This window comes from Neorhizobium huautlense (assembly GCF_030811685.1).
GTDB classification, from domain to species: Bacteria; Pseudomonadota; Alphaproteobacteria; order Rhizobiales; family Rhizobiaceae; genus Neorhizobium; species Neorhizobium huautlense_A.
Genome location: NZ_JAUSRF010000005.1, coordinates 106,327 through 132,474, shown reverse-complemented (window position 1 = coordinate 132,474; position 26,148 = coordinate 106,327). Strand labels below are relative to the sequence as shown.

Annotated in this window: 23 protein-coding genes; 12 read left to right on the top strand and 11 right to left on the bottom strand. The window is 60.7% G+C overall.

Annotated features, from left to right (window positions below; genetic code table 11):
* Window positions 1-175: 175 nt before the first annotated feature.
* The 5 genes from J2T09_RS09100 to J2T09_RS09080 are packed head-to-tail and all read left to right on the top strand — an operon-like array spanning window position 176 to window position 4,795.
* Window positions 176-856, top strand: coding sequence for a GntR family transcriptional regulator (locus tag J2T09_RS09100; protein WP_306833475.1), 681 nt, complete (start codon window positions 176-178; stop codon window positions 854-856).
* Window positions 856-2,169: a hydantoinase/carbamoylase family amidase gene (locus J2T09_RS09095; RefSeq protein ID WP_306833473.1), complete on the top strand. Its 1,314-nt coding sequence runs from the start codon at window positions 856-858 to the stop codon at window positions 2,167-2,169. The genes J2T09_RS09100 and J2T09_RS09095 overlap by 1 nt, the downstream gene beginning before the upstream one ends.
* 1 nt (window position 2,170) lies before the next feature.
* Entirely contained in the window at window positions 2,171-3,118 is a 948-nt protein-coding gene (locus J2T09_RS09090; protein WP_306833471.1) for an NAD(P)-dependent oxidoreductase, read from the top strand.
* A complete protein-coding gene (pxpB, locus tag J2T09_RS09085) occupies window positions 3,102-3,839 on the top strand; it encodes a 5-oxoprolinase subunit PxpB (RefSeq protein ID WP_306833469.1) in 738 nt (245 codons plus the stop codon). The genes J2T09_RS09090 and pxpB overlap by 17 nt, the downstream gene beginning before the upstream one ends.
* Window positions 3,836-4,795, top strand: coding sequence for a 5-oxoprolinase subunit C family protein (locus J2T09_RS09080; protein WP_306833467.1), 960 nt, complete (start codon window positions 3,836-3,838; stop codon window positions 4,793-4,795). The genes pxpB and J2T09_RS09080 overlap by 4 nt, the downstream gene beginning before the upstream one ends.
* Window positions 4,796-5,607: 812 nt before the next feature.
* Here J2T09_RS09080 and J2T09_RS09075 read toward each other — a convergent pair.
* Window positions 5,608-6,375 carry a LamB/YcsF family protein gene (locus tag J2T09_RS09075; protein WP_306833464.1) on the bottom strand — a complete coding sequence of 256 codons (768 nt, stop codon included), beginning with the start codon at window positions 6,373-6,375 and terminating at the stop codon, window positions 5,608-5,610.
* 123 nt (window positions 6,376-6,498) lie between these two features.
* Between J2T09_RS09075 and J2T09_RS09070 the strand changes: the two genes are divergently transcribed.
* The 3 genes from J2T09_RS09070 (at window position 6,499) to J2T09_RS09060 (ending at window position 9,452) form a co-directional block, all read left to right on the top strand.
* Complete coding sequence (locus tag J2T09_RS09070; protein WP_306833462.1) at window positions 6,499-7,200, top strand: type 1 glutamine amidotransferase; 702 nt, start codon at window positions 6,499-6,501, stop codon at window positions 7,198-7,200.
* Window positions 7,201-7,219: 19 nt separating this feature from the next.
* Entirely contained in the window at window positions 7,220-8,350 is a 1,131-nt protein-coding gene (locus tag J2T09_RS09065) for a M24 family metallopeptidase (protein ID WP_306833460.1), read from the top strand.
* Between the two features lie 166 nt (window positions 8,351-8,516).
* A complete protein-coding gene (locus J2T09_RS09060) occupies window positions 8,517-9,452 on the top strand; it encodes a LysR family transcriptional regulator (protein ID WP_306833458.1) in 936 nt (311 codons plus the stop codon).
* A gap of 17 nt (window positions 9,453-9,469) precedes the next feature.
* On the opposite strand, the gene J2T09_RS09055 is transcribed toward J2T09_RS09060, so the two are convergent.
* The 10 genes from J2T09_RS09055 to pip form a co-directional block, all read right to left on the bottom strand.
* Window positions 9,470-10,828: an MmgE/PrpD family protein gene (locus tag J2T09_RS09055; protein WP_306833455.1), complete on the bottom strand. Its 1,359-nt coding sequence runs from the start codon at window positions 10,826-10,828 to the stop codon at window positions 9,470-9,472.
* Window positions 10,829-10,920: 92 nt separating this feature from the next.
* Window positions 10,921-11,946, bottom strand: coding sequence for a serine hydrolase domain-containing protein (locus J2T09_RS09050; RefSeq protein ID WP_306833453.1), 1,026 nt, complete (start codon window positions 11,944-11,946; stop codon window positions 10,921-10,923).
* Entirely contained in the window at window positions 11,943-12,728 is a 786-nt protein-coding gene (locus J2T09_RS09045) for an ABC transporter ATP-binding protein (protein ID WP_306833451.1), read from the bottom strand. The genes J2T09_RS09050 and J2T09_RS09045 overlap by 4 nt, the downstream gene beginning before the upstream one ends.
* 8 nt (window positions 12,729-12,736) lie before the next feature.
* Window positions 12,737-13,603 carry an ABC transporter ATP-binding protein gene (locus J2T09_RS09040; protein ID WP_306833886.1) on the bottom strand — a complete coding sequence of 289 codons (867 nt, stop codon included), beginning with the start codon at window positions 13,601-13,603 and terminating at the stop codon, window positions 12,737-12,739.
* Window positions 13,604-13,607: 4 nt separating this feature from the next.
* Window positions 13,608-14,552, bottom strand: coding sequence for a nickel transporter permease (nikC, locus tag J2T09_RS09035; protein ID WP_306833449.1), 945 nt, complete (start codon window positions 14,550-14,552; stop codon window positions 13,608-13,610).
* A gap of 7 nt (window positions 14,553-14,559) precedes the next feature.
* Window positions 14,560-15,636 carry an ABC transporter permease gene (locus J2T09_RS09030; protein WP_306833447.1) on the bottom strand — a complete coding sequence of 359 codons (1,077 nt, stop codon included), beginning with the start codon at window positions 15,634-15,636 and terminating at the stop codon, window positions 14,560-14,562.
* 12 nt (window positions 15,637-15,648) lie between these two features.
* Entirely contained in the window at window positions 15,649-17,265 is a 1,617-nt protein-coding gene (locus J2T09_RS09025; RefSeq protein WP_373458415.1) for an ABC transporter substrate-binding protein, read from the bottom strand.
* 81 nt (window positions 17,266-17,346) lie between these two features.
* Entirely contained in the window at window positions 17,347-18,777 is a 1,431-nt protein-coding gene (locus tag J2T09_RS09020; protein ID WP_306833443.1) for a M20 family metallopeptidase, read from the bottom strand.
* Between the two features lie 27 nt (window positions 18,778-18,804).
* A complete protein-coding gene (locus tag J2T09_RS09015; RefSeq protein WP_306833441.1) occupies window positions 18,805-20,613 on the bottom strand; it encodes a S9 family peptidase in 1,809 nt (602 codons plus the stop codon).
* Window positions 20,610-21,584 (bottom strand): prolyl aminopeptidase, encoded by a 975-nt coding sequence (gene pip, locus J2T09_RS09010; RefSeq protein WP_306833438.1) that lies wholly within the window; start codon window positions 21,582-21,584, stop codon window positions 20,610-20,612. The genes J2T09_RS09015 and pip overlap by 4 nt, the downstream gene beginning before the upstream one ends.
* Window positions 21,585-21,896: 312 nt before the next feature.
* Between pip and J2T09_RS09005 the strand changes: the two genes are divergently transcribed.
* The 4 genes from J2T09_RS09005 (at window position 21,897) to J2T09_RS08990 (ending at window position 26,148) form a co-directional block, all read left to right on the top strand.
* Window positions 21,897-22,382: a GNAT family N-acetyltransferase gene (locus tag J2T09_RS09005; RefSeq protein ID WP_306833436.1), complete on the top strand. Its 486-nt coding sequence runs from the start codon at window positions 21,897-21,899 to the stop codon at window positions 22,380-22,382.
* A gap of 15 nt (window positions 22,383-22,397) precedes the next feature.
* Window positions 22,398-23,420, top strand: a complete 1,023-nt coding sequence (locus tag J2T09_RS09000) for a glycoside hydrolase family 3 N-terminal domain-containing protein (RefSeq protein ID WP_306833434.1) — start codon at window positions 22,398-22,400, stop codon at window positions 23,418-23,420.
* Between the two features lie 39 nt (window positions 23,421-23,459).
* Window positions 23,460-25,106 carry an ABC transporter substrate-binding protein gene (locus J2T09_RS08995; protein ID WP_306833432.1) on the top strand — a complete coding sequence of 549 codons (1,647 nt, stop codon included), beginning with the start codon at window positions 23,460-23,462 and terminating at the stop codon, window positions 25,104-25,106.
* Window positions 25,107-25,170: 64 nt separating this feature from the next.
* Window positions 25,171-26,148, top strand: a complete 978-nt coding sequence (locus J2T09_RS08990) for an ABC transporter permease (RefSeq protein ID WP_306833430.1) — start codon at window positions 25,171-25,173, stop codon at window positions 26,146-26,148.

Here is a 26,148-nt window from a genome sequence, read left to right as displayed (position 1 = left end):
GGCTTCAAAGCCTGTTGTTGCGTCAACGTACGGAATGGTATACCAGTCGTCAACCATCGGAATACAAATTTTCGGCAAGCTTAAAAACTGTGCACTTGACCTTCGCGGATAGGCTGGCGAGATGACAATGCGAGGTTGATGTGGCACCCAATCGTCACACGGAGATGCCGCTGGAATGCGGGAGGAAGAGACAGAGACGATGCTGATCGAGACCGACAAGCGCCTTGCCCTTCAGGCTTACGAACAGATCCTCAATCTGGTTCTTTCCGGACAGGCGAAACCGGGCATGATGATCACAGAACGGCGGCTGGCCGAAACGCTGAACATGTCCCGCACGCCGATCCGCGATGCGCTCTTGATGCTGGAGGGCGAAGGCCTGCTGATCCGGCAGGGGCGGAGCGGTCTGCAGGTCAAGCAGATGCGCATCGAGGACTACATGGACGCGCTGCAGATCCGGCAGTTGCTGGAACCGGAGGCCGCGAGGCTCGCGGCCGGACACATGCCGCCGGAGATACTGGGAGCGCTAGAGGCCGACCTCAAGGATTTGCTGCACAGCGCGACAGCACCCGATGGCAAGCCGGATCGTGGATCGGTTCGCGATGTGGACGACCGCCTGCATGACGGCATCGGCGAGGCCGCCGGCAATCCGCAACTGGCGCAGATCATCCGCACACTTAGACGTCAGACGCAGATTTTTGACCTCAGAAGCATTCCCGAACGCTTCGAGGTAACCTGTCAGGAACACCTCGACATCGTGACCGCCCTGCGCGACGGCCGGGCAGACGATGCCGCCGATGCGATGCGCCAGCACCTTGCGCATGTCCGTGACAGCATTATCAAAAGATTGGCCCGCTGATGACTGCCCATTCAGACGCAGCGCAACGCCAGGCGACAGAGCAATCGAACCACGTACCGGTCGATATCGCGCTTGCTGAAAGACTGTTCGAAGAGCTGAAGCGCCGCACCGGCAATCTTCGCGGTATCACACGAACTTCCTATGGCCTCGGCGAGCAGATCGCTCATGACATGGTGCGCCGCGAAGCCCGTAAGCTCGGCCTTGAAACCCGCACCGATCCCGGCTGCAATCTCTACATGACGCTGAAAGGCCGCGATCAGGGACCGGGCATCTTCATCGGCTCCCATCTGGATTCCGTGCCCATGGGCGGCAATTTCGATGGCGCGGCCGGCGTCCTCATGGGCCTTGCCGTCGTATCCGGTTACGTCCGCAGCAACATCCGCCCACCGCGCGACATCACCATCATGGCGATCCGCGCCGAAGAAAGCACATGGTTCGGCGCCTCCTATATCGGCAGCCGCGCGGCCTTCGGCCGGCTGACGGCGCGCGAACTCGATCAGGTGACGCGCTCTTCGGACCAGATAACACTCGGTGCCGCCATCGATGCAGCGGGTGGCGACACCGCCTTTCTCAAGACCGGCACATCCTATCTCGATCCGGCCGATATCGCCATGTTCATCGAACCGCATATCGAACAGGGGCCGGTGCTGATCGAACGTGACATCCCGCTCGGCATTGTCACCGGAATTCGCGGCTCCTTCCGGTATCGCGATGCGAAATGCATCGGGGTCTACGCACATTCCGGGGCAACGCCGCGGGAATATCGCAGCGACGCGGTGCGGGCAGCGGCAGCGCTGGTGACGGAACTCGACAAGGCGTGGATCGCACTCGCCGAAGCCGGTGCGGATCTGGTCATCACCTTCGGCCAGTTTTCCACCGACGCCAATGAAGCGGCCTTCAGCAAGGTTGCCGGCAAACTGAGCTTTGCACTCGACATCCGCAGTCAGGAGCCGGAAACGCTGACGGCGATGCAGAGCATCGTCCGCGACACCGTTGCCCGCATCGAAACCGCGCATCAGGTGACATTCGAGCTTGGACGTTTGACCGACAGCAAACCGGCAAAAATGGACGATGCTATCGTTCAATCCTTCGAAGCACTTGCCGGTGAACACGGGATCGACACGCTGACCATGGCCTGTGGCGCCGGTCACGACGCGGCGGTGTTTGCCGATGCCGGTGTTCCGACCGGCATGATCTTCATTCGCAACGCCAATGGAAGCCACAATCCGGACGAGCAGATGGAGATGGCAGACTTTGCCGAGGCCGCCCGCCTGCTTTCCGCGCTCTGCCTCGATCCGCCACTGGAGAGATGAAATGCAGCATTCGCCGCGAAAGTGCCTGATCGTCCAGCCGATTGCCGAAACTGCGGTGCGGCTTCTGGAAGGCCGGGGACTTGAGGTTCACACGGCAGTGGATACGCGGCTCGATACGCTGCGGCCGTTTCTGGCCGAAGCCGAAGTGGTCATCACCCGCAATCACGGGCTTTCCGTTGACGAGATTGCAGCGGCACCGTTCTTGAAGGTGGTCGGCGTTCATGGCACCGGCACCGACAAGGTGCACAAGCCCTCGCTTTTGGCGCGCAACATTCCGCTGGTCAACACGCCGGGCGCCAATGCACAATCGGTCGCCGAACTGGTGATCGCCCTCATCCTTGGCTGCTCCCGCGCGCTGCTTGCAGCCGACCATGCCTCGCGTACCGGCAATGGCAATTTTCGCGTCACTCACCCGACATTCGAAATCTCCGGTCGCAAGCTCGGACTGATCGGATACGGCAATATTTCGAAGCTGGTCGCACGGCTGGCGCTGGCTTTTGGCATGCAGGTCGCGGCCTCCTCGCGTTTCACACCGGAAACGGACCTGATCAGGGAAGGCATCCTGCCGATGCAGGACATCGACCAGCTCTGCGAATGGGCGGACATTCTTTCCCTGCACGGCGTGCCCGAAGCGACACCGACGATCGACGCCCGCCGGCTTGCCATGCTCGGTCCGCAAGGTCTTCTGATCAACACGGCGCGCGGCCCGCTGATCGATGAAAGGGCGCTGGCGGATGCCCTCAACGCCGGCACCATCGCCGGTGCCGGGCTGGACGTCCTGCATCATGAACCGATCGAGGATGGTCATCCGCTTCTCGCCTGCCCCAACCTGATCCTGACGCCGCATATCGGCGGCTCGACCCAAGAAGCGCTGGAAAAGACCGGCATGCAGGTGGCAACGAAAGTGCTGGCCGAACTGGACAAGCTGGGCGATGCACAACCCGCCTGACATCAACTATCCACGCATCATCCGCGCCGGTGACCGCGCCGTTACAGTGGAGTTTTCCAGCACGATCGACGAGGTTTCGAACCGGCAGGTTCTGGCGCTCGACACCTGTCTTTCGACAAATCCGCCGGCCGGCATGCTGGAAACGGTTCCGACCTATCGATCGCTCACCGTGATCTATGATCCGCAGGTCGTGCGGGGCGCGGCAATGGCGACGGAACTCGGGCACCGCGCCGCCTTGCAGGCTTCTTCAGATACGGGCGGGCGGCTTTTCGAATTCCCGATCCTCTACGGCGGCGAACATGCGGCCGATCTCGATGATCTGGCGCGGATGAAGGACCTTTCAGTCGAGGACATTATCCGCCTGCATCTTGAGGCCGAATACCGCGTCTACATGATCGGTTTTTCTCCCGGTTTTGCCTATCTCGGCGGATTGCCGGAAATCCTGCACACACCACGACTTGCCGTTCCCCGCCAGCGCATCGAGGCGGGCGCCATCGGTATCGGCGGCCAGCAATCGAGCATCAGTTCGCTGCCCGGCCCTAGCGGCTGGCGTTTTATCGGGCGTACACCGGCAAAACTGTTCGATGTCAGGCGCGACCTACCATTCCTGCTCAAGGCCGGAGACCGCATCCGTTTTCGACGTATAAGCGAGGACGAGGCAAACGATCTGGATCGTCGCGTCGCACGCGGCGACATCATCGTGCGGGAGATTGCCGCGTGAGCAACACCCTGAAAATCCTGCGCCACGGCCCGCTGATGACCATTCAGGACGGCGGACGTTACGGTTTTCGCGCCTTCGGCGTTTCCACGTCCGGCGCGATCGACCGCGCATCTCACGCCATTGCCAATGCACTTGTCGGCAATGATCGCGAGGCCGCAACCATCGAGTTTGCGCTGGCCGGTGGCGTGATCGAAGCCGATGAGGACGTCGTGATCGCGGTGACGGGCGGCGCCTGCCGGATCGAGATCGATGGGCAGTCGGCGCCACCTTGGGAGAGCCATATCCTGCTCAAGGGCCAAAAACTGGAAATCGGCGCCCTGCGCGGCGCCGTCTGGGGATATCTCGCCATCTCGGGCGGCATCAGCACGGCACCGGTGCTGGGCAGCCGGTCCACACATTTGCGCACCGGACTTGGCGGCCTCGATGGGCGAAACCTGATAGCTGGCGACATGCTGACGCTCGGTGCAACGGCGGCTCTGGAACTCCGGACGCTGGGTCTGCCCTGGTTTCGCAGGCCGGGAGCGATCAGGGTCGTGCCGGGTCCGCAGGATAATTATTTCGATCGTGAGACATGGACGACGTTCACCAGCGCACCGTTCACGGTGACCACCTCTCGTGACCGAATGGCGATGGTGCTGGACGGACCGTCACTGACGGCAGCCAAGGGCCATGACATCATCTCGGACGCGACCGTGGTCGGCTCCATTCAGGTGCCGGGCTCCGGCAAGCCGATCGTGCTGTCCGCGGATGGCCAGACGACGGGTGGTTACCCGAAGATCGCGACGGTTGCCTCGGTCGATCTCGCTCGCCTGGCGCAATTGCCGAGCGGACAGCAATTTCGGTTCAGGGCGATTTCCGCCGACGCCGCCGAAGATCTTTTTATCGATGAAAAGCGGCGTCTCGACACCGTTCTCGAAAGTGTTTGCCAGCCGGGCGCCAAGCGATACTGGACCTGATGCTGTCATTGTCGAACCGACCGCTCCGGAAAAAGCAGATTCGTCCCTTGGCGATCTTGAGATTTTCAAAAAACACCCGCGTTTTGCGGGGCATGCGGTCGGGGCACTGAAAGCTGCCTCGTAATTTAGTTAGTAATTGACACCTCTCAGTGCCCCGTTCGACGGTTTATGCCCGCGACTTCGGTTCCTCTGCGAAAGCCATCCCGGTGTTTCCACCGACTGGCGATCATGTGTGCCGCACAGGCACGCCCGGCGCGCTTCCTTCGGGCCTCAGAGGCATTGCGAGGTTTGATGCCCGCAACACCTCCCCCGTGTCGCCGGAGGAGAACCAGTTTCCGCGAACCCAGTGCATGAGGTTTTGCGTCTCACCCTCATACCCTGCGCCGGCTCAACTCGCCGGGACGCCTCCCGGTGTATCCACGATGGAACACGCGAAGTATCGCACGGGCTCGAAATGCGGGGATGAACTCGGAGTCAAGATACTGATTTCGTTGAATCCGACCCGTATATCGTCCGCACCTAATGTTCTGTTTGCGACAGATTACGCCGGTTTTGCAGGTGGGTAATGAGCGGTGACGCCCTCTTCTCTGCGTCATTCCTGTGCTCGTCCCAGGAATCCAGCTACCGCGAGTCTGCGCGGTGAGAGAACTTTTTCTTCTCGGTGAAAGTCGCGAGCCTGATGCGTCGCAGAGGCGACGCTGCCGGATTCCGGCACAAGGCCGGAATGACGGAGAAAGGAGAGCCGGCGTGGCGGAGGAAAAGGGGCGTGGCGGCAGAGCAGAAAGAGGAGCAGGAGGAGACATGGATAAAAATCAGGCTTTCGGCAACCCGGACCCGATCGTCCAGCCGGCCTTCTCCAGCCCCATCCTCAAGGTCTTTGCCATCTCGACCGCGCCCGGCGTGTCGCCATGCACGCAGACGGAATCGATCGGAACGGAGAGGGTTTTGCCGGACGTCGAAATAATGCGCCCTTCGGACACCATGGCCATCACGCGTTTGACCAGCATTTTCGGATCATGGATGACCGATCCGGGTTCGGAGCGCGGCGTTAGATTGAACGTGTCGGCATAGGTACGGTCTGCATAAATCTCGTTGATGGCGGTCAGGCCAAGGTTTTCGGCGGCCCGCGCGGTGGCTGTGCCCGGCATGACCATGAAGGCCAGTTTTGGATCGACCGCCTTGATGGCACGCACGACGGCAAGCGCCATGGCATCATCATCAGCGCAGACATTGCCGAGCGCGCCGTGGGTTTTGACATGCGTCATCGGATGGCCCTCCAATGCGGAGACCGCCGCCAGTGCACCGACCTGATAGGCCACCAGCGTTTCCACTTCTGAGATGGAAATGCCCGGCAGACGGCGGCGGCCAAAACCGATGAGATCGCGATACCCCGGATGCGCACCGACGGCGACACTCTTCTCTTTCGCCAGCCGCACCGTGCCCCGCATGATATCAGGATCGCCGGCATGAAAACCGCAGGCGATATTGGCCGTGCTGACGACATCGAGCATGGCGGCGTCATCCCCCATTGCCCACGGACCAAACCCTTCGCCGAGATCGGAATTGAGATCGATGCGCATGCCTGCCCTTTCGCTGTTTTCGCACTATCGCACAATGGCCCGCCCGCAGCATGGATTTCGCGATTGCGCCACGAACACCATCGGTATACCAATGGTGTTCAGAAATCAAAAACGGGGAACGACATGGCGGGACGCCTTCTTTATCTCGGCAATGGCCGCAAGTTTCAGTCGATTGCCAAGCTCGACGACCGGTTCGAGGCCTGGGGCCTGAAAGTGGACCGTTACTGGGCTTATGACGGCCAGTTTCCGGCCTCGCTGGAGGGATATGACGGTATCTTTCTCTCCGGCAGCCCCCATGGCGCCTATGAGGATGTGCCCTTCATCCACCGCGAACACGCGCTGATTGAGGAGGCGGCGGCTAAGGAAATCCCGATGCTCGGCATCTGCTTCGGCAGCCAGATTCTCGCCTCTGCGCTCTGCGGCAAGGATCAGGTGTTTCGCCGCACTTCTTGCGAGATCGGCTACAAGGACCTGCCGCTGACGGAAGCTGCCGCCACCGATAAACTGTCCCGCGATCTCGTCGACAACGTCCACATGTTCGTCTGGCACAATGACGAGGTGAAGGCAGAGCATCCTGACATGACGGTGCTGGCCACCTCAGACGACTGCCCGAACCAGATCTGGCGTTACAGGCAAGCCGATATCTGGGGCATTCAGGGCCACCCGGAAGTGACAAAGTCGCAAGCCGTGATCTGGTTTGAAGAGAACCGCGAGCGGATGGAAAAGGACGGCGCCGATATCGACGACCTGAAGGCGCAGGCGCATGAGGCGGCGGAAGCCAAGACGATGCTCACACGCTTTGCCGAACTCGTCCAGAACGGCTGATCCTCAAGGAAAGATGACAATGGTAAAAACCGCCTACTGGTTCGAACGTGCAGAATTCCTTGAGCGTCTCGCCCGTGTCCAGACGACGTTGCGCGAAAAGCAGCTGGATGGCCTGATCGCCTTTCTGCCGGAAACCGTGACGTGGCTGACCGGCTATTTCACCCGCGCCTATGGCACGCTGCAATTCGCCATCATTCCGGCCGAAGGCGAACCGACGCTGTTCTGCCGCGATGTCGAGGAATATTATCTCGACAGCACCTGCGTGTTTTCCGACCGGGTAATGTGGAGCGACAGCGACGACCGCATGAAAGTGGCGGCAAACGCCATTGCCAGCCGGATCGGCAAAGCCGCCAGACTCGGCATCGAACTGTCCGCATGGCCGCTGTCCGCCGGCCGTTATGAATACCTGAAATCGGCACTGCCCGGCATAATATGGCAGGACGAAAGCCTGATGACGCCGCGCATGCGGCTGATCAAGTCGCCGGCGGAAATCGCCTATCAGCGCCGCGCCGCAAACGCTGCAGAAGCGGGCATGCAGGCAGCGATCGACAGCGCCGCCGTCGGCGTCAGCGAGCGGGAAATGGCCGCCGAAGTGTGTGCCGCGATGATCCGCGCCGGCAGCGACCTGCCCGGTCCCGGCGTCATGTCGTCCGGCGAACGCGCCTTTCACCTGCATGGCGGTTATTCCGACCGCATTCTCGAGGCCGGCGATATCGTGCAGATCGAGACGACGCCGAACGTGAAGCATTACCACGCCCGGTTCATGCGGCCGATCCGCGTCGGCCCCGTGCAGGATGATGATCACAAAATTGTCGAGCAGCTGATCGCCATTCAGGATGCAGCCATGCGCGCGGTGAAACCGGGTGTTGCGGCCGTCATTCCCGATGCGATCTATCGCGACGGCGTACTGTCTGCCGGTCTGCGCGAAACCTATACCAACAAGACGTTTTATTCCGTCGGCCTGTTGTTGCAGCCGAATGGCGGCGAACCGCTGGAAGCGGCACCGGGTTGCGACTGGGTTTTCGAACCGGGCCAGACGTTTCATACCTATGTTCTGGCGCGTGGTTTCGGCATGTCTGAAACGATCACGATTACCGAAACCGGATATGAAAAACTCACCAATTTCCCGAGGCAATTGTTCGTAAAATAGGCATTCCGTCTTGCCGTCGCCGCCCGTACACAATGGGCGGCGATCAAACCTTCGGGAGGCATGGCCACGCACTTGCAAGGCCCGGCACCAAGCCGCATGGTAGCCGCGTTGATTTTGCTCGACATCGGTCACCGCCCTTGCGCGGCCGACCGGACAAAGCGGGGACATGGCGATGGAGCTCAAATGGCTGGAAGACTTTTTGAGCCTCTCGCATTTCATGAATTTCACGCTTGCGGCGAATGATCGGAACATCACCCAATCGGCGCTCAGCCGCCGCATTCGCCAGTTGGAGGAATGGGCCGGCCTGCCGCTGATCGATCGCTCCACCTATCCGGTTCGGCTGACAGAGGCGGGCGAGAGCTTTTTGCCGCGGGCGCGCAAGGCGGTGGATTCCATCGTGGCCCTGCGCGAAGAAACCCGTCAGCGCCATGAAGCAACCGACGAGATCCTGTCGTTTGCGACGATGAGCACGCTGGTCCTGACTTTCTTTCCTGTCTGGATGGAAAGGATCGAAGCGAATGGCGAGCCGTTTCGCACACGTTTTTCCGAAGCCTACTCGTCGTTTTCCGGCAATGTCTCAAAGCTGTTTCGCAACGAATGCGATTTTCTGCTGACCTTCGCGCATGACTGCGTGCCGGCGATCCGCGATCTTTCCGAATACCCCTGCCTGACGCTCGGCTCCGAACGGGTGATCGCGATTTCGGCGCCGGACAACAATGGCGAACCACTGCACCGGCTGACGCTCGATGGCGCGCCGGTGAATTATCTGAGCTATCGCGACAGCTCGTTTTTCGCGCAGGCGCTGCCCAAGGCGATTTTCGAAAAGGCGCCCTTCCGGCTGAATACCGTTTACGAAAACGCCATGTCGGCCGCGTTGAAGGCCATGGCGGTGGCCGGCCACGGCCTTGCCTGGATACCGGAAAGCCTTGCCATCAGCGAATTGAAGAGCGGACAGCTGGTCCGGGCCGCAGACCCGGAATTCGATATCGTGCCGGAGATCAGGCTGTACCGCTCATTTCGCCCGCGCAGCAAAAGTGCGGGGCGATTCTGGCGGCGGGCGGAAGAGGTCGGCATGTTGTCTGACCGTGTCGCCCTCCCCTGATCTGGCCGTGACGATAATCAGGCCGTGACGGACTGCCTGTCGAACAATGTACCGAGGAAACGAAGATCGCTCTGTTCATCCAGTGCCTGCAAGCGGGCATGGATCGTTTCGACGGCGGCGACGCCTGCGAAACAATCGAAAAATTTCGTTCGGCAATCGCTTTCCGAAAATGGATCGGCGACGCCGCCGCGTGCTGCCGCGCGTTGCGTTTCCAGAACGGAACCATCGGCGAGCGTGATCTTCAGCTTGTGCGGCAGATAGGTTTTCGCCTCGGTCTCTTCGGCGGCGCTGTAATGGGTCATGGAAATTTTCGAGAGAAGCGGATCGGCGGCAAAACGCGCAACCGCGGCCGGCGTGAAATCGGAAAGAGACAGCGCCTTGTTGCGCAGCGCCAGGCCCAGGCAATACTGCATGGAGAAACGCGCCTGCATCTCGTCCTTCGGCTCTGGGTACGCGAGGTTGCGATAATTGGCGATGCCGACATGGCATTCCGCCGAAACCACCGCATCCGGATCGATCGGCGTTTCCTTCATCAGGTCGAGGACCGCATCGACGATCAGATGCGTGGAGCCGCAGCACGGATGCAGTTTCGGCATGACACCGACCGTTTCCACCGTGTGGTCGCGCGTCTCGGCGATTTCGGCGAGGTCATAACCTTTGGGGTCTGCGCCGCCGAACATTTCCAGAAAACCCTGTTCGCCTTCGAGAATATCGAGACGGCCACGCAGACCTTCCGCCGCCAGCAGCGCCGCTTCGACCGCATTGCGCGCCGCCATGCCGGCATGGAATGGTTTGACCGGCGTGCCGAACTGGCCCTTGGTGCCGGATGCCATGCTGGCGCCCAGCGACAGAGCGCGGGCAATGCCGGCGGCATCGAGACCGATGAGTTTTGCCACGCCGGCCGCCGTGCCGATGCTGCCGACCGTCGAGGTGCCGTGCCAGCCGGCGGTGTAATGCGAGCCGGCGACGCCGCTGCCGACAAAGGCCTGCGCCTGCAAGGCAACGAGATAGGAATCGACCAGAGCCTTGCCACTGACATTGACGCGATCCGCCACCGCCAGCAGCGCCGGTACGATCACGGCCGAGGCATGGCTCATGCCGGGGCGAAAATTGTCGTCGTAATCGAGCGCATGCGCCGCCGTGCCATTGACCAGTGCCGCGACCGAGGGCGATTGCCGGCCACCGGTGACGAGTGCGGCTTCACCGGCCAGCTGCCATCCGTGCGCGCGCGCAACGGCCAGCGTGCTCATGTCGTTGCGGCCGGCATACAGGCAGGCGATCGTATCGGTGATCGCTTCGCGGGCCAGACGGCGGGCGGTCTCGCTGGTGGCGGGCGGTGCGGCGCACCAGGTGGCGATGGTTTCGATGACGGTCATGGGGACAAAACCTTTTTTCAAAATTCCGGACGCATGTTTGCTGTCGCACCTGATGGCGCGTTTGCTGGAAGGCGGATCGGGAAGCGACGATGTCAGGACGTGTCGTCGAGGGCGGAAAGAAGATGTCGCAACAGTTTTCCAACGCCGAAGCGCGACACCTCACGGCCTTTCACATCGGTATCGACGCGGTGGATGACGACCATGTCGAGCGCCGGCATGACCAGGCAATAATGGCCGCCTGCCCCCATGGCGGCATAACTGCCTTTCGGCGTGACGACGCCGGGCAGGAACACGCCATCGCGCTCCAGCCACCACATGTAACCGTAACCGCCATGGGTGCCGGCATGCGAATAGGGCAGAACGCATTCCTGAGCCCAACCCGGCGGCAGGACAGGCATGCCGTTCCAGACACCATCCTGCAGATAGAGCTGGCCGAAACGGGCGAGATCGCGGCTGGACATGCGGAACGGATAGGCGCGGTGATCGCTGATATCGAACTTTTCGTGCCAGCCATCCGGCTTGTCGCCATCAAGCGCAAAATCCTGCATGCCGATCGGCGTGGCGATGCGGCGGACAAAGGATTGATGCACGGTCTCGCCGGTCAACTGCTCGAAGATCGTGCCGAGCGCGTTGAAATCCCAGTTATTGTAACACCAGAAAGTGCCTGGCGCGTGCGAATGGCGTCTCTCCTTGATGCGACGCATCCATGGCGTCTCATAACCCGCCGCGTGATAGATACCGGAACGTGCGGTCAGGAGATCGTAGACCGTCGCCTGTTTTTCGACCGCGCTCAGACCTTCACGATCGTCGATGCCGAGGCCTTCCAGCGTGGCCGACAGATCGATGCGGCCTTCCTCGACCTCGAACCCGATCAGTGCAGCCAGAAAGCTTTTGCGCATCGAGTGGCAGAGAAACTTTTTTTCCGCATCACCGATCGACAGCGCCACCTTGCCGTGGCGGATGACGAGCAGCATGTCGGTGGCCTGCGATACAGCGACAGCGCGCACCGCCTCCAGTTTCGTCTCGCTGAAACCTGCGGCGGCGGGATTTTCGTACACTTGCCAATCGGCACCCGGATTGGTGAGTGGTGTCGTGGCAGAGGCTTGCGAACTGCTCATGCCGCCACCTCCGGCCCGCGCTCGACCGCCTCCACGCTCGCCTGCAGAAATTCGCGCGTGTAATCTTCCCTGGCTTCGGACTTGCGGATCTGCTGCGATGTCAACTCCTCGATGATACGGCCCTTAAACATCATGCCGGCGCGTTCGCAGATATGGGCGATGACTGCAAGATCGTGGCTGACCATCAGATAGGTGAGATTTCGCTCCACCCGCAGACGTTTCAGCAGGTTGAGGATTTCCGCCTGAACCGAAACGTCGAGCGCCGAAGTCGGTTCGTCGAGCAGCAGGATTTCCGGCTCGATGATGAGGGCGCGGGCGATCGCCACGCGCTGACGCTGGCCACCGGACAGTTCGTGCGGATAACGGTAACGGAAGGACGCCCCAAGACCGACGGCATCCAGCGTTTCGGCGATGCGTTCGGAATGGCGGTCGAAACCGTGGATTTTCAGCGGCTCGGACAACACCTTCTCGACGATCTTGCGCGGATGCAGCGAACCATAAGGATCCTGAAACACCATCTGTGCGCGGCGAAAAAAATCCTTGTCGCGCTTTTTCGGCAGTTCGCGATCGTTAAGGGTGAGCGCGCCTTCATAATCCCCGTTGAGGCCGGACAGGACACGCAGAATGGTGGACTTGCCGCAGCCGGATTCACCGATCAGCCCGTAAGCCTCGCCTTTGTTGATGCGGAAGGACACGTCATCGACAACGCGGTTGCGGGCATGCAGCGGACCGAAACTGATGGAAAGGCCGATTGCCTCGATAAGCGGTCTCGTCGGTTTCATGGGCGATTTCATGCCAGAACTCCATTGCGGTAGACGGGGCCATCGAGCCAGGACGGATCGCGCACCGGCACTTTCAGCTCTTCGGTTTCGGCATCCAGACGCGGCAGGCTCTGCAGCAGCGCCTGCGTATAGGGATGTTGCGCCTTGGGCAGTTCCTTGGCCGGCAGGTCTTCCATGATGCGGCCGGCATACATGACCAGAACACGATCGCAGAAACCGGCGACAAGATTGAGATCATGGCTGATGAACATCAGGCCGGTGCCGCGCCGTGTCACCAGTTCATCCAGAATGGTCAGGACCTGACGGCGCACGGTGACATCCAGCGCCGAAGTCGGTTCGTCGGCGATGATCAGGTCCGGTTCGGGGATCAGCATCATGGCGATCATGATACGCTGGCCCATGCCCCCCGACACTTCATGCGGGAAAAGGGTGAAAACGCGTTCGGGATCGCGGATCTGTACCGATTCCAGCATGGCGAGTGCCTTTTCCCGCGCCTCCGCCTTGGGGGACCGGTGATGCAGCCGGTAAGCTTCCACGATCTGCTGGCCGATGCGCATCAGCGGGTTCAGCGAATATTTCGGGTCCTGCAGGATCATCGAGATATGATTGCCGCGAATTTTTCGCATGTCCCTTTCGCTGGCGGCGAGCAGGTCGGTATCCTTGAACCGCATGTGACCGGCGCTGATGGTCGCCACCTTTGGCGTCAGTTTCAGCAGCGCGCGACCGGTCTGGGATTTGCCCGAGCCGCTTTCGCCGACAATGCCGACCTTTTCCCGGCCGATGGTGAAGGACACACCGCGCGCCGCATCGAACGTGCGCTGCGGGGTCTCGAAGCGGATCGTCAGATCCTTGACGTCAATCAGGGGTTTAACCAGCGGCTTATCCATGGCGGGGATCCAGTACGTCGCGCAGGCCATCGCCCAACAGGTTGAAGGCAAGGCTGGTGATCAGGATGGCTGTGCCGGGAATGGCGGCGATCCACCAGCTGGTCATCACGAATTCGCGGCCGGAAGACAGCATCGTGCCCCATTCCGGGCTTGGCGGCTGGGCGCCGAGGCCGAGGAAACCGAGGCCGGCGGCGGTGAGGATGATGGCCGCCATGTTGAGCGTGACGCGTACCACGACGGAGGGAATGCACATGGGCATGATATGGCCAAAGATGATGCGCAGGCTGGATGCGCCCTGCAGGCGCACGGCTGCGATATAATCCGACTTGCGGATGGTGAGCGTTTCGGCGCGTGCAAGACGCGCGATCGGCGGCCATGATGCCAGCGAAATGGCGATGATGGCGTTTTCAATGCCCGGCCCGAGCGCTGCGACAAAGGCGAGCGCGAGGATGAGGTTCGGGAAGGCCAGAAACACATCGACGATGCGCATCAGCACCGTATCGACCCAGCCGCCGAGATAACCGGCCGTGGTGCCGACAATGAGGCCGATCGGCGCGACGATAACGGTGGTCAGCAGCGCGATATAGAGGGTAATGCGGGCACCGAACAGAAGACGGCTATAAACGTCGCGGCCAAGTTCATCCGTGCCGAGCCAGTGTTCAGTCGAAGGAGCCAGCAGGCGGGTGGCGAGGTTCTGCTCAAAAATGTCATGCGTGGCGAGAAGCGGCGCAAACGTGGCCGCGATCAGCAGGAAAACGATGACGCAGAGCCCGAACAGCGCCGAACCGTTGGCGCGCAATCGGCGCCATTGCAGCCAGAACTGCTGCATGCGGGCGTGGAAGGGCGAGGTCGGCACCGGCGCGCGCAGCCATGCGCCAAGGCCGGCCGTCGGTTGAGCGGTTGGTATGGCCGGAGAAGTAATAGCTTTGTCTGTCATGGCGGCCTCAGCGGGTTCTGGGGTCGAAGACGCGATAAAGAAGATCGCAGATCAGGTTGAGCGTGACGAAAATGACGCCGACGAGGAGCGAGCAGCCGACCACGGCATTCATGTCACCGACGAGAAGCGCGTTGGTGAGGTAACGGCCGAAGCCGGGCCACGCAAAAACCGTTTCGGTCAGCACTGCGCCTTCGAGAAGGAAGGCATAGGAAAGCGCCACCACGGTCATCACCTGCACGGCGACATTTCGAAACGCGTGGATCCAGACCGTACGCGCCCATGACAGGCCTTTGACGCGGGCCGTGACGATATATTCCTGTGACAGCTGCTCGATCATGAAGGAGCGGGTCATGCGGCTGATATAGGCAAGCGCGCCGAAACCGAGGATCGAGGCCGGCAGGATGATGTGGCCGAAGACATTGCGAAAAACTTCCCAATTGCCGACGATGGCAGTGTCGATCAGGTAGAAACCGGTGATCGGTTCGATATCGAATTCGTAGATGAAATCGATGCGCCCTGGCCCGCCGATCCAGCCGAGCGTGGCGTAGAAGAGGACCAGCCCCATCAGGCCCAGCCAGAAGTTTGGCGCCGAATAACCGATCAGGCCGGTGAAGCGGATGGCGTTGTCGAGCCATGAATTGCGGTACATGGCAGAGAGCACTCCGGCGGGAATGCCGAAACCGGTGCCGATGATGATCGACAGGGTGGCGAGTTCGATCGTTGCCGGAAACACGCGGGCGATATCGTCGATGACCGGCTTGCCGGTCGTCAGCGCATCGCCGAAATCGAAGGACAAGATGCCCTTCACGTAGACACCGAACTGATACCAGAGCGGCTTGTCCATGCCGAGCGCCGCCGACATTTTTTCGTATGCTTCCTGCGTGGCATTATCGCCGAGAATGGAAGCAACCGGGTCGATCGGCAGCATTCTGCCGATGAAGAATGTCAGGGCCGCAAGGCCGAAAAGGGTGACGAAGACCGGCAACAGGGTTTTGCCGAGGATGCTCAAGACGACAAGAACCGGATTGGGCTTCGTCCTGTTCCCCGCATCGCTGCGGGGAACCGAATGGGTGAGGTCCGCCATGATCGGGCCGCCTTACTTGGAAGCCAGATCGTAATAAACGCGGAAACCGTTCCAGGTCCAATTCTGAACCTTATCGCTCATGCCCAGGATGTTATACATCTGGAACATGATCGCCATCGGCCCCTTTTCCATGACGTCCTTCTGCAGCTTCGAGTAGATCTCGTTGCGCTTTGCCGGATCGCCTTCAAGAAGCGCTTCCTTCACGCGCGCATTGAACTCCTCGTTCTGGTACGCGGAGCGCCATGCCGGGATCTGCGTCAGCTTGGCTTCCGGACGGTTGTCCGGATTGTAGACGAGGCGCGAAGCATTGCCGTGCGCATCCGGAACGCCGGTCTGCCAAGCGAGCATGCCGGTCTGGAATTCACGACCGCGGATACGGGCAAACAGCTGGGCGTTGGCCATGCGCTCGAGGTTCAGCTTGACGCCGACCTTGGAGGCGTTCTGCTGGATGCTCTGGGCGATCGGCGCGGAATGCGGCAGCGTGCCGATCAGCACATTGGCTTCGAAACCGTTGGCATAACCGGCTTCGGTCAACAGCGCCTTGGCCTTTTCGATATCGAGCTTGAAGGGCTGGCCTTCTTCTGCATCGAGGGCGCCGGTGGCACCCAGCTGGGCAAAACTTGCGCGCGGCACGCCGAGATATTTCATCACCGACTGGCCAAGACCATTATAATCGATCAGGTAACGCATCGCGAGGCGCACCTTTTCGTCCTTGAAGACCGGATCAAGCGCGTTGAACGTCCAGAAGAACAGCTGCGGCTTCAGCACCCGCTCCACCTTCAGGCCCGGCTTGCCATCGAGATCGGCCAGATCGTCCGGCGACAGGTCGCGGGCGATATCGACGTCGCCCTGCTGCAGCAGCAGACGCTGGGTGCCCGGCTCGGCGACGTGACGGATCAGCACGCGCTTCAATTTCGGCGCTTCGCCATAATAATCCTCATTGGCCTGCAGCACGATGGACTCGCCGGCATTCCACTGCGCCAGCTTGTAAGGCCCGACGCAGGCGGTGTTGGTGGCCAGATACTTGTTGCCGAAATCGCCGTTCACCTCGTTCTTGGTGAGCGTCGCCTGATCCAGCAGCGCCGAGACGCGGTTGGCGCCGATCGCCTGAAGGATGAGATTGGTCGGGTAAGGATTGTCGAGCGTGAGGACGAGCGTGTTGTCATCCTTGGCGACGATGCGATCCTTCACATTGTCCTTGTTGAAACCGTATTCGGTCAGCGTTGCGGCATTGCCGTAACCGAGAGCGACGACGCGCTGCATCGACCATGCGAGTTCCTTGGCGGTCGCGGTTTCGCCGCTCGGGAATTTCAGGCCTTCGTTGAGATGGAAGGTGATTTGCTTGCGGTCCTCGGAAACATCCCAGCTTTTGGCAAGCAGCGGCACAACCTTGGATTCGTTCTTCGGATCGAAATCCACCAGTGAATCGCAGGTGTTCTGCAAGAGTTCGTTGGTGACGACTTCGCCGACCTGGGCCGGATCAAAGGTGCTGATGGCATCGATATTCCAGGCCATGACCAGCGCCGAGGCCGGCGTTGCCGCCTGAGCCGGCAGAGCGATGGAGGAGAGAAGCGCTGCGGCAGCAGCGGTGGCGATTGCCTTCTTATGCTTGGAAAAACGGTTCGTCATCATGCTTTCAGTTCCCCTTGTTTTGAATCTTGAACGCTGATTTTGGGCCGGGGGCCGTGTTTCGCCCCCGGTTATTTGGTGTCAGGCGGCCTCCTTCGGGCGCGGCTGCAAAGGCGGCTGCACATCGGCCGGGATCGGGCAAACATAGGCGGTCTTGCCGACGCGCGCCTGATGATCGGCCTTGGCGGCGGCCAGCAGGTCAGCATCTTCGAGAAGATCGATCGCGGTGCCGGCCATCATCTTGGCGGCATGGGTCATGCCCTTGTGGGCGGCCGGCGTCTTGCCCTGCGCCGTCACCTGCCAGGAATGGCCCGGCGTGCCGATGGCGATGGTGGCGGCATGCGCCTGCACGGTCGGCATCAGCCAGCTGACATCGCCCACATCCGTCGATCCGATCATCGGTTCGCCGTGCGTGTCGAGCGAGACGATGAAATCGCAGAGCGGCGTGTCTTCGCGGCGCGGCACGCCGGTGCGCAGGTAGGCGTTGTCGATATCCTCGTCGCTCAGCGTCGCCTGGATCTTTGTGGCAAACGCCTTGTCCTCGGCATCGAACGGCACCGGGCCGAGACGCTCGAGATTGCGCTGCATCGCCTCTTCCAGCGGGCGGTTGCCGAGAAGGTTGGACACCGCGCTCATGATGGAGATATCGACCGTGGTGCCGGTCATCATCGCGGCACCCAGCGCCACCTGTTTGACGCGTTCGTTGAGGTCGAGCATGCCTTTCAGGTCACGCGAACGGATGGCGTAACGCACGGCGGACTTGGCCTGCACGACGTTCGGGGCGATGCCGCCGGAATCGAGCATGGCATAATGGATGCGGCTGGAATCCGGCACGTGTTCGCGCAGATAATTGACGCCGACATTCATCAGCTCGACGGCATCGAGCGCCGAACGGCCGAGATGCGGGGCAGCGGCGGCGTGCGAAGAGCGGCCGGTGAACTTGAAGTCCATGCGGGTGTTGGCGAGCGACTGCGCCTTGGCCACTTCCGTGAAAGCGCTCGGGTGCCAGGTGATCGCGGCATCGACGCCATCGAATGCACCTTCGCGGGCCATGAAGGATTTTGCCGCGCCGCCCTCTTCCGCCGGGCAGCCGTAATATCGCACGCGGCCGGGTTTGCCGGTCTTTTCCAACCAGTCCTTGATGGCGGTTGCGGCCAGCATGGCGGCCGATCCGAGCAGATTGTGGCCGCAGCCGTGACCGTGGCCGGTGCCCGGAATGGGCTTTGGCTCGGCAATGCCGGCTTCCTGGCTGAGGCCGGGCAGCGCGTCATATTCGCCGAGGATGGCGATGATAGGCCCGCCCTCGCCTGCTTCGCCCATGACGGCGGTCGGAATGCCGGCGACATTTTCCGTGACGGAAAAACCCTGTTCACGCAGCATGGCAGCATGTTCGGCAACCGAGGCATATTCGGTATAGGCGATCTCGGGCATGCCCCAGACGCGGTCACTCAGAGCTTCGAACTCTTTCCTGTGTTCGTCGACGAGATCCCAGATCGGCTCACTGTTCTGCATGTCTTCTCTCTCCAATAAGACGTGTGTTCAAAGGTGTTTTTCAAGAAAGCGGGCGAAGGTGGAAAACACGGTCAGCCGGTTTTCCAGCCGGGCAAAACCGTGGCCTTCGTGGTCGATGCGCAGATATTCGCAATCGTGTCCGAGGCCGCTCAGGCAGGAATAGACATCCTCGCTTTGGCCCATCGGCACGCGCGGATCGCGATTGGCGTGGACGATGAGAAGCGGCGTCTTGATGCGGCCGATGCGGTTGATCGGCGCGAAACGCTCGAGCTTTTCGCGCATGACTGTCGGGTCGCCATATTCGGCAACGCGCTGCTGGCGCCCCCAGGGGCCGGTTGCCATCAGATGCGTGAGAAAGTTGCCGACGCCGTAAAAATCGATGCCGACTGACCAGAGGTCAGGATCTTCGGTCAGCGCCGAGAGAACCATGAAGCCGCCATAGGAGCGGCCGAACACGCCGATGCGGTTGGCATTCACGTCGTCACGGCCACCGATGGCGATACGGATGGCGCGCAGATCGGCGACGGAATCCATGCGCTTTTCTCGGTCGTCGAGCTGATGGAAGGTTCGGCCATAACCGGTGCTGCCACGCACATTGGGTGCGATCACCATAACGCCCTGGCTCAGCAGGAATTGCACGTCAGCGCGAAAATCCGGCCGCCACTGCATTTCCGGTCCGCCATGGATGATGAACAGCGCCGGATAACCATCTGTCGGTGGCGGGGATGCGGGCGTGTAGACGCAGGCCGGTATTTTCTGGCCGTCAAAACTTTCGAACCATTCGACGACAGGTTCGATAAAACCGGCGGCATCGAAACCGTGCGTATCAGCTGCAACAAGCTGCTCGAAATGGCCGCCGGAAAAATCGAGTTTCCAGATGCCCGACGGTTTCGAGGCGCTTTCGAGCGGAAAGACCAGCGACTGACCATCCGGCGTGAAGGCAACCGAGGTGATGACGCCGACCGGCTGGTTTTCGAACGTCTTTATATCGCCGCCATCTCGGTTGGCGGTGGCGATGCGGCTCCAGCCGTCCTCGTTGATCAAAAACGCGATACGGGTCTGATCGGGCGACAGCGCCAGCGCTTCGGCATTGCGGCCGGGGAGCTCAACCACCGGCGCGGCGCTGCCGCCCTCCGCACCAAACGGGCGGATCAGCATAAAATCACTGTCCTGATCGCACACCGTCACCCCGCCGCTGCCATCCTTGAACAGGCGGGCGGCGAGATACCGCGCCCTGCCCTCATGCGGCATCAGGGGAAGAAGCGACCCGGTTTCGATGTCGAGGCGATAGAGATCCTGATCATTGCCGGAGCGCAGTGACTCGCGCACGAGCAGCGATTTTCCGTCGGGGAAGAAGGCCAGCACTTCGCGCATGCCGCGGCCGATATGCAGCGTTGCAACGTCGCGCGTGGCAATCTCCATGACATGCACATCCATGTCGTAAGGCGAGCGGGCATTGGAGACATAGGCGATGCGCTTTCCATCCGGCGACCATGCACCCCACATGTGCACGACGGCGGGTGCCTGTGTCAGCAGCACGGGCGCGGCATCAAGATCGGGCAGCAGCCAGAGTTGATGGCGCTCGTCGCCGCCGCAATCCATGGTGAAGAGAACTTCCGGCCCTTTCGGGTTGAAGGCGAACGCGCCGACCGGTTCCGGCAGATCGGTCACCTGCCGTGCTTCGCCACCGGCAAGGGGCTTGATCCAGAGCTGGTGAAAACCCGTGGCATCCGACAGGTAGGCGAGCCATTGGCCATCCGGCGACACGGCAGGCGATTTGACCGAACGGATTTCGAGAAAGGGCGTGATCGCGGCCGCGTCAAAAGCTTTTGTCATGCGCCGAGACCTTTCATATGCGTGACCGGCGCGGCGGCCAGCAATCTGTTGTGCAACCGTGCGGTGGCGTTCTTCAGCTCATCGAACAATGGCCCCTTGGTCGACTGGTGGTTGGCCTCGGTGACGATGACGAAGGCGGCTTCCGGCCATGCCTTGTGCAGCCGCCATGCCGAGGCCATCGGCGTCACCGTGTCGTAACGCCCCTGCACAATCTCGCATGGCAGATGGCTGATGCGCTCGATATCGCGCAAAAGCTGGCCGGGCTCGAGGAAGGCGCCGTGCATACAATAATGCGTGAAGAGACGGGCAACCGCGAGTGCCGCCTTCGGCTCCAGCAGCGCCGCGACATGGCCGGGATCGGGCAGAAAGGTCTGTGTACGGGCGGAAAAACCGCGCAGGCTGAGCGCCGCTGCCGCCTCTTCATGGGCATTGCCGCTGGTCAGCCGGCGATAATAGGCTTCGAGAAGATTTTCGCGCTCTTCTTCCGGGATGAAGCCGGCAAAATCCTCCCATTGATCCGGGAAGATCGAACGGATGCCGTTGAACCACCAGTCGATATCATCCTTGCCGGCCAGAAAAATGCCGTGCAGGCGAAAACCAAGGCAGCGTTCGGTATGTTTCTGGCCATAGGCGAGCGCAAGGCAGCTGCCCCAGGAGCCGCCCGTCACCAGCCAGCGGTCGATGCCGAGCTTTTCGCGGATCGTCTCGATATCGCCTATCAGGGCGTCGGTGGTGTTGTCGGTGATATCGGCCGAGGGCGTGGAGCGACCGGCGCCGCGCTGATCGAAAATGACGATGCGAAAGACTGACAGGTCAAAGGTTTCGATCTGCTTGCGCGACAGGCCGGCACCCGGCCCGCCATGCAGGATGACAACGGGAATGCCTGCCGGGTTCCCGTATTCCTCGACATAAAGGCGATGCCGCGCATCGACCTCGAGGTAAAAACTGTCCCTTGCACCCTGCTCCTGCATTTCCGCAAACCGCCCCTGCTCAAGACAAAAGGATACCGCAATGCACACATTATGTGCACGCCGATATTTTAAGCATGATGGAACGCGATTTGCGGCGATGTCTAATGATAAAACGAAATGACCCATTCCGATTTGGAATAGTTTTCGCCTTGAGCCCCGAAGCCCGCGGCTTTTGGGCTGAAACCCACCGGCATTATACACAGGCGGGCCGCGTCAATGCGATACCCTGTCCACTTGACAACGCAAGACCTATGTTCGAACTTAGATCAAAATAATGGCGTCTATTCCATTTTTATGGAAGCAGGAGGTAAGATGCCGGACATGCTGGTGAACCTGTATGGGTCGGAATGTAGAGCGCTGGCGGAGAAGGCCAATGGCCATTCCGTGACCATTCGCCCTGGCCTTCCTCCGGAAATGCATGTGGTTGTCGAATGGGTGCGAGAGCATTTCAGCGAGAATTGGGCAAGCGAGGTCTCCGTCGCCTTTTCCCGTCAGCCGATTGCTTGCCTGATCGCCGTCGAGGACGGAAAACTGCTCGGTTTTGCCTGTTACGACACAACGGCGCGCGGCTTTTTCGGCCCGACCGGCGTGGCGGAAGAGGCGCGCGGTCGCGGCATCGGTCTTTCGCTGTTTTCCGATTGCCTGCAAACGATGAAGACGCTCGGCCATGCCTATGCCTTCATCGGCGATGCCGGGCCTGTCGATTTCTACAAGAGCGCTGTCGGCGCAATCGAAATTCCGGCCCGCGATAAGGGGCTTTACGAGGGCATGCTCAGGCGCCCGAAAAACCAATCCTGAATACGGAGAGATTTGATGTCCTCGACACCATTGGCGCTTTTTGTCGGCCTGCCCAACCCGACGCTTTCGGATGATGAATTCAAATTGTTCCGCGACACCAATCCGCTCGGCCTGTTTGTCGGACGCCGCAACCTGCGCAATCCCGAACAGGCCAAAATCCTCATCGAACGTTTTCGCGAAGCTGTCGGCCGCGATGATGCGCCGGTTTTCACCGATCAGGAAGGCGGCCGGGTGCAGCATCTCGATGGTGGACCATGGCCGCTGTTTCGCAGTTTTGGCGAATTCGCCAAACTGGCCCGCAAGGATTTCGAAGCCGGCCGCAAGGCACTGCGCCTTTCCTCGCAGGCGATGGGGTCGATGATGGCGGAACTGGGCTTGTCCAGCGGCTGTTCGCCGGTTCTCGATCTGGTGTTCGAGACGACCAGCGATGTCATCGGCGCGCGCTCCTTCGGTCCTGACCCGGAGTTCATTGCGGCGCTTGGCCGCGAAGTGGTGGATGGCCTGTTGGAAACCGGCAACCTGCCGGTGATGAAGCACATTCCCGGCCATGGCCGCGCGACGCTGGATAGCCACAAGGAACGACCGGTCGTCGATGCCTCTAGGGAAATCCTGACGATGACCGATTTTGCGCCCTTCATTGCCTTGAAGGACACACCGTGGGCGATGGTCGCGCATGTGGTCTATTCCGAATATGACGCCGAACTTCCGGCCTCCATTTCGTCGACCATGCATGAGGTGATCCGCAACGACCTCGGTTATGACGGCGTGCTGATTTCCGACTGCATTTTTATGGAATCCCTGCGCGGCACCCTGCCTGAGCGCGTCAAACAGGTGCTCGACGCCGGCTCCGATATCGCCCTGCACAGCCATGGCGATCTGGCCGAAAGCGAAGCGGCCGCGAAGGCGGCACGCCCGGTGACGCAGGCAACGCTCGACCGCATCGCCGCCGGCAATGCGCGTCTCGGCAATCTCAAGATCGATTACCGCCGGGCGCAAGAGGAAATCGAAGCCATCTTTGCGGAAAAACTCGCCGCCTGACACCTCGACTGCCCACTATAAAAAACAAGGGGAACCGACATGAGAAATACCGTTCTTATTGCGACCGCGCTGGCGCTTCTCGCCGGCACGGCCTCAGCCCAGACCGTTCTGACCGCCAATATCGAACCGGCCACGACATGGGTGCGCAACTTCAACCCGTTCAACCAGACCTCTGCGCGGCAATCGACGCTCGATTTCATGTATGAGCCGCTGATCGTCTTCAACCGTTTCGACGATAACAAGCCGGTCTATCGTCTGGCGGAAAGTTTTACGCTGGCCGACGACCTGAAGAGCATCGATTTCAAGCTGCGGAAAGACCTGAAATGGTCGGACGGGAAGCCACTCACGGCAGCCGACGTCAAATTCACCTATGACTATATCAAGAAATTCCCGGCGCTCGATTTCGTCAGCATCTGGACCTTTATCACCGGCGTAGAAGCCGTCGATGGCCAGACGGTTCGTTTCACGCTGAAAGAACCCAGCTCGATTGCCGCCGAACAGCTGTCGCAGCTGCCGATCGTGCCGGAGCATATCTGGAAGGACATCGCCGATCCGGTGACCTTTGCCAACGAAAACCCGGTGGCAAGCGGCGCGCTGACCGAAATTCCACGTTTCACCGGCCAGACCTATGACCAGTGCCGCAACCCCAATTATTGGGATGCCGCCAGCCTGAAGGTCGATTGCCTGCGCTTTCCGCAGCTGGCCGACAACAACCAGATCCTGACCGCCACCGCCGACGGCACGCTCGACTGGGGCGTTTCCTTCATTCCCGACATCGAGAATGTCTATGTCGCCAAGGACCCGGAACATTACCATTTCTGGTATTCGCCGAGCAGCATGGTGGCCTTCCTGTTCAATCTGGAAACCGCCAACGAGAACAACAAAAAGGCCTTCAACGACCTGAAATTCCGTCAGGCGATGAGCATGGCGCTCGACCGCGCCACGATGATCGACATTGCCGGTTACGGTTATCCGACGCTCAACGAAGACCCCGGCCTGATGGGCGAGCTTTACAAGAGTTGGGCCGACGAGAAGGTCGCAGCCGATCTCGGCAAATTCGGCAAATACGATGCCGAAGCCGCCAAGGCGCTGCTGGATGAAGCCGGTTACGCCGACAAGGACGGCGACGGTTTTCGCGAGAACCCGGATGGCACAAAGCTCTCCTTCTCGATCGTCGTGCCAAGCTCGTGGACCGACTGGGTCGATACCGTCAACATCGCCATCGAGGGCATGCAGGCGGCGGGCGTCGATGCCAAGATAGAGACACCGGAAGAAGCCGTCTGGACCTCCAACCTAATCTCCGGCAAATTCGACGCGGCGATCAACAGCCTGCCGGCATCGGCCTCGCCCTATTACCCCTACAAGCGCGCCTTCAGCGTCGCCGACAAGGGCAAGACGCGCTTTACCGCGCAGCGCTGGTTCAACCCGGAGCTGGAAGCACTGGTGGTGGAATTCACCCACACCGCCGACCCGGCAAAACAGAAGGAAGCAATGGCGAAGGCACAGCGGATCGTGGCTGAAAACATGCCGATGATCCCGGTCTTCAACAATCCGAACTGGTACCAGTACAACACCAAGCGCTTTACCGGCTGGTCGACGGAAGAAAACCCGTTCGTGAACCCGTCGATCTCGCGCACCAACCCGGCCCGCATCCTGCATCTTCTGGCGCTCAAGCCAGCCGGCTGAGGTCATCAATCCGACGGCAGCGGTATTGCGAAAAAATGCTGCTGCCGGCTTGAGGGAGCCGGTCATGGCCTTTCTGTTTCGCCGCCTGGCGTTTTATCTCGCAGCCTTTCTGGCGGCGGCGACCATCAATTTCTTTCTGCCCAGGCTGATGCCGGGTGATCCGATCCAGCTGATGTTTTCCAGCGCCGGCGCCGAACTGCCGCCGGAAAGCCTGGAGGCGCTGAAACTGACCTTCGGCTTCGTCGACGGGCCGCTGTGGCAGCAGTATCTCACCTATCTCGGCAGCATCTTTACCGGCGATCTTGGCCGCTCGATCAAATATTTCCCGCTGCCCGTCACCTCGGTTCTCGGCCACGCGCTGATCTGGACGCTGGTGCTGATGGGCACGGCGACGATCATCAGTTTTATCCTCGGCACATGGCTGGGTGTAATGGCGGCGTGGAAACGCGGCAGCCGGTTCGATGTTATCGTCTCGGTCAGCGCCATTTTCGCGACCTCGGTGCCGGCGGTGGTTACCTCGCTGATCGTGCTGTTCGTTTTCGGCTTTACGCTTGACTGGTTCCCCAACGGATATGCCGCCGATCCCTCGCTCGATCCGGCCTTCACACTGCAATATATCTCCAGCGTCGCCTATCACGGCGTGCTGCCGATGGTGACGCTGTGTACCGTGCTGATCGGCGGCTTTACCGTCACCATGCGCAACAACATGATCAACCTGCTGGGCGAGGATTATATCGTCATGGCCCGCGCCAAGGGCCTCTCCGACCGCCGCGTCATGCTCTGGTACGCGGCCCGCAATGCTCTGCTGCCAACGGTTTCCAGCCTTGCGATTGCCATCGGCACCATTTTGGGCGGCTCGCTGGTGACGGAAGTGGTGTTCAATTATCCCGGCCTCGGCAATGTGCTGTACCAGGCCATTCTGGCGCGCGATTACCCCGTCATTCAGGGCCAGTTGCTGATCATGACCGCCACCATGCTGGTCGCCAATTTTATCGTCGATGTCAGTTACGTCCTGCTCGACCCGCGATTGAAGGCGGCATGA

Bases quoted from the DNA above. Each gene is read 5' to 3' on its own strand.
- J2T09_RS09070 (WP_306833462.1), top strand. From the start codon at position 6,499: ATGGCGGGACGCCTTCTTTATCTCGGCAATGGCCGCAAGTTTCAGTCG.
- J2T09_RS09000 (WP_306833434.1), top strand. From the start codon at position 22,398: ATGTCCTCGACACCATTGGCGCTTTTTGTCGGCCTGCCCAACCCGACG.
- J2T09_RS09060 (WP_306833458.1), top strand. From the start codon at position 8,517: ATGGCGATGGAGCTCAAATGGCTGGAAGACTTTTTGAGCCTCTCGCAT.
- J2T09_RS09020 (WP_306833443.1), bottom strand. From the start codon at position 18,777: ATGCAGAACAGTGAGCCGATCTGGGATCTCGTCGACGAACACAGGAAA.
- nikC (WP_306833449.1), bottom strand. From the start codon at position 14,552: ATGACAGACAAAGCTATTACTTCTCCGGCCATACCAACCGCTCAACCG.
- J2T09_RS09005 (WP_306833436.1), top strand. From the start codon at position 21,897: ATGCCGGACATGCTGGTGAACCTGTATGGGTCGGAATGTAGAGCGCTG.
- J2T09_RS09015 (WP_306833441.1), bottom strand. From the start codon at position 20,613: ATGACAAAAGCTTTTGACGCGGCCGCGATCACGCCCTTTCTCGAAATC.
- J2T09_RS09050 (WP_306833453.1), bottom strand. From the start codon at position 11,946: ATGAGCAGTTCGCAAGCCTCTGCCACGACACCACTCACCAATCCGGGT.
- J2T09_RS09030 (WP_306833447.1), bottom strand. From the start codon at position 15,636: ATGGCGGACCTCACCCATTCGGTTCCCCGCAGCGATGCGGGGAACAGG.
- J2T09_RS09100 (WP_306833475.1), top strand. From the start codon at position 176: ATGCGGGAGGAAGAGACAGAGACGATGCTGATCGAGACCGACAAGCGC.
- J2T09_RS09075 (WP_306833464.1), bottom strand. From the start codon at position 6,375: ATGCGCATCGATCTCAATTCCGATCTCGGCGAAGGGTTTGGTCCGTGG.
- J2T09_RS09045 (WP_306833451.1), bottom strand. From the start codon at position 12,728: ATGAAACCGACGAGACCGCTTATCGAGGCAATCGGCCTTTCCATCAGT.
- J2T09_RS09095 (WP_306833473.1), top strand. From the start codon at position 856: ATGACTGCCCATTCAGACGCAGCGCAACGCCAGGCGACAGAGCAATCG.
- J2T09_RS08990 (WP_306833430.1), top strand. From the start codon at position 25,171: ATGGCCTTTCTGTTTCGCCGCCTGGCGTTTTATCTCGCAGCCTTTCTG.
- J2T09_RS09025 (WP_373458415.1), bottom strand. From the start codon at position 17,265: ATGACGAACCGTTTTTCCAAGCATAAGAAGGCAATCGCCACCGCTGCT.
- J2T09_RS08995 (WP_306833432.1), top strand. From the start codon at position 23,460: ATGAGAAATACCGTTCTTATTGCGACCGCGCTGGCGCTTCTCGCCGGC.
- pxpB (WP_306833469.1), top strand. From the start codon at position 3,102: ATGCACAACCCGCCTGACATCAACTATCCACGCATCATCCGCGCCGGT.
- J2T09_RS09090 (WP_306833471.1), top strand. From the start codon at position 2,171: ATGCAGCATTCGCCGCGAAAGTGCCTGATCGTCCAGCCGATTGCCGAA.
- J2T09_RS09055 (WP_306833455.1), bottom strand. From the start codon at position 10,828: ATGACCGTCATCGAAACCATCGCCACCTGGTGCGCCGCACCGCCCGCC.
- pip (WP_306833438.1), bottom strand. From the start codon at position 21,584: ATGCAGGAGCAGGGTGCAAGGGACAGTTTTTACCTCGAGGTCGATGCG.
- J2T09_RS09065 (WP_306833460.1), top strand. From the start codon at position 7,220: ATGGTAAAAACCGCCTACTGGTTCGAACGTGCAGAATTCCTTGAGCGT.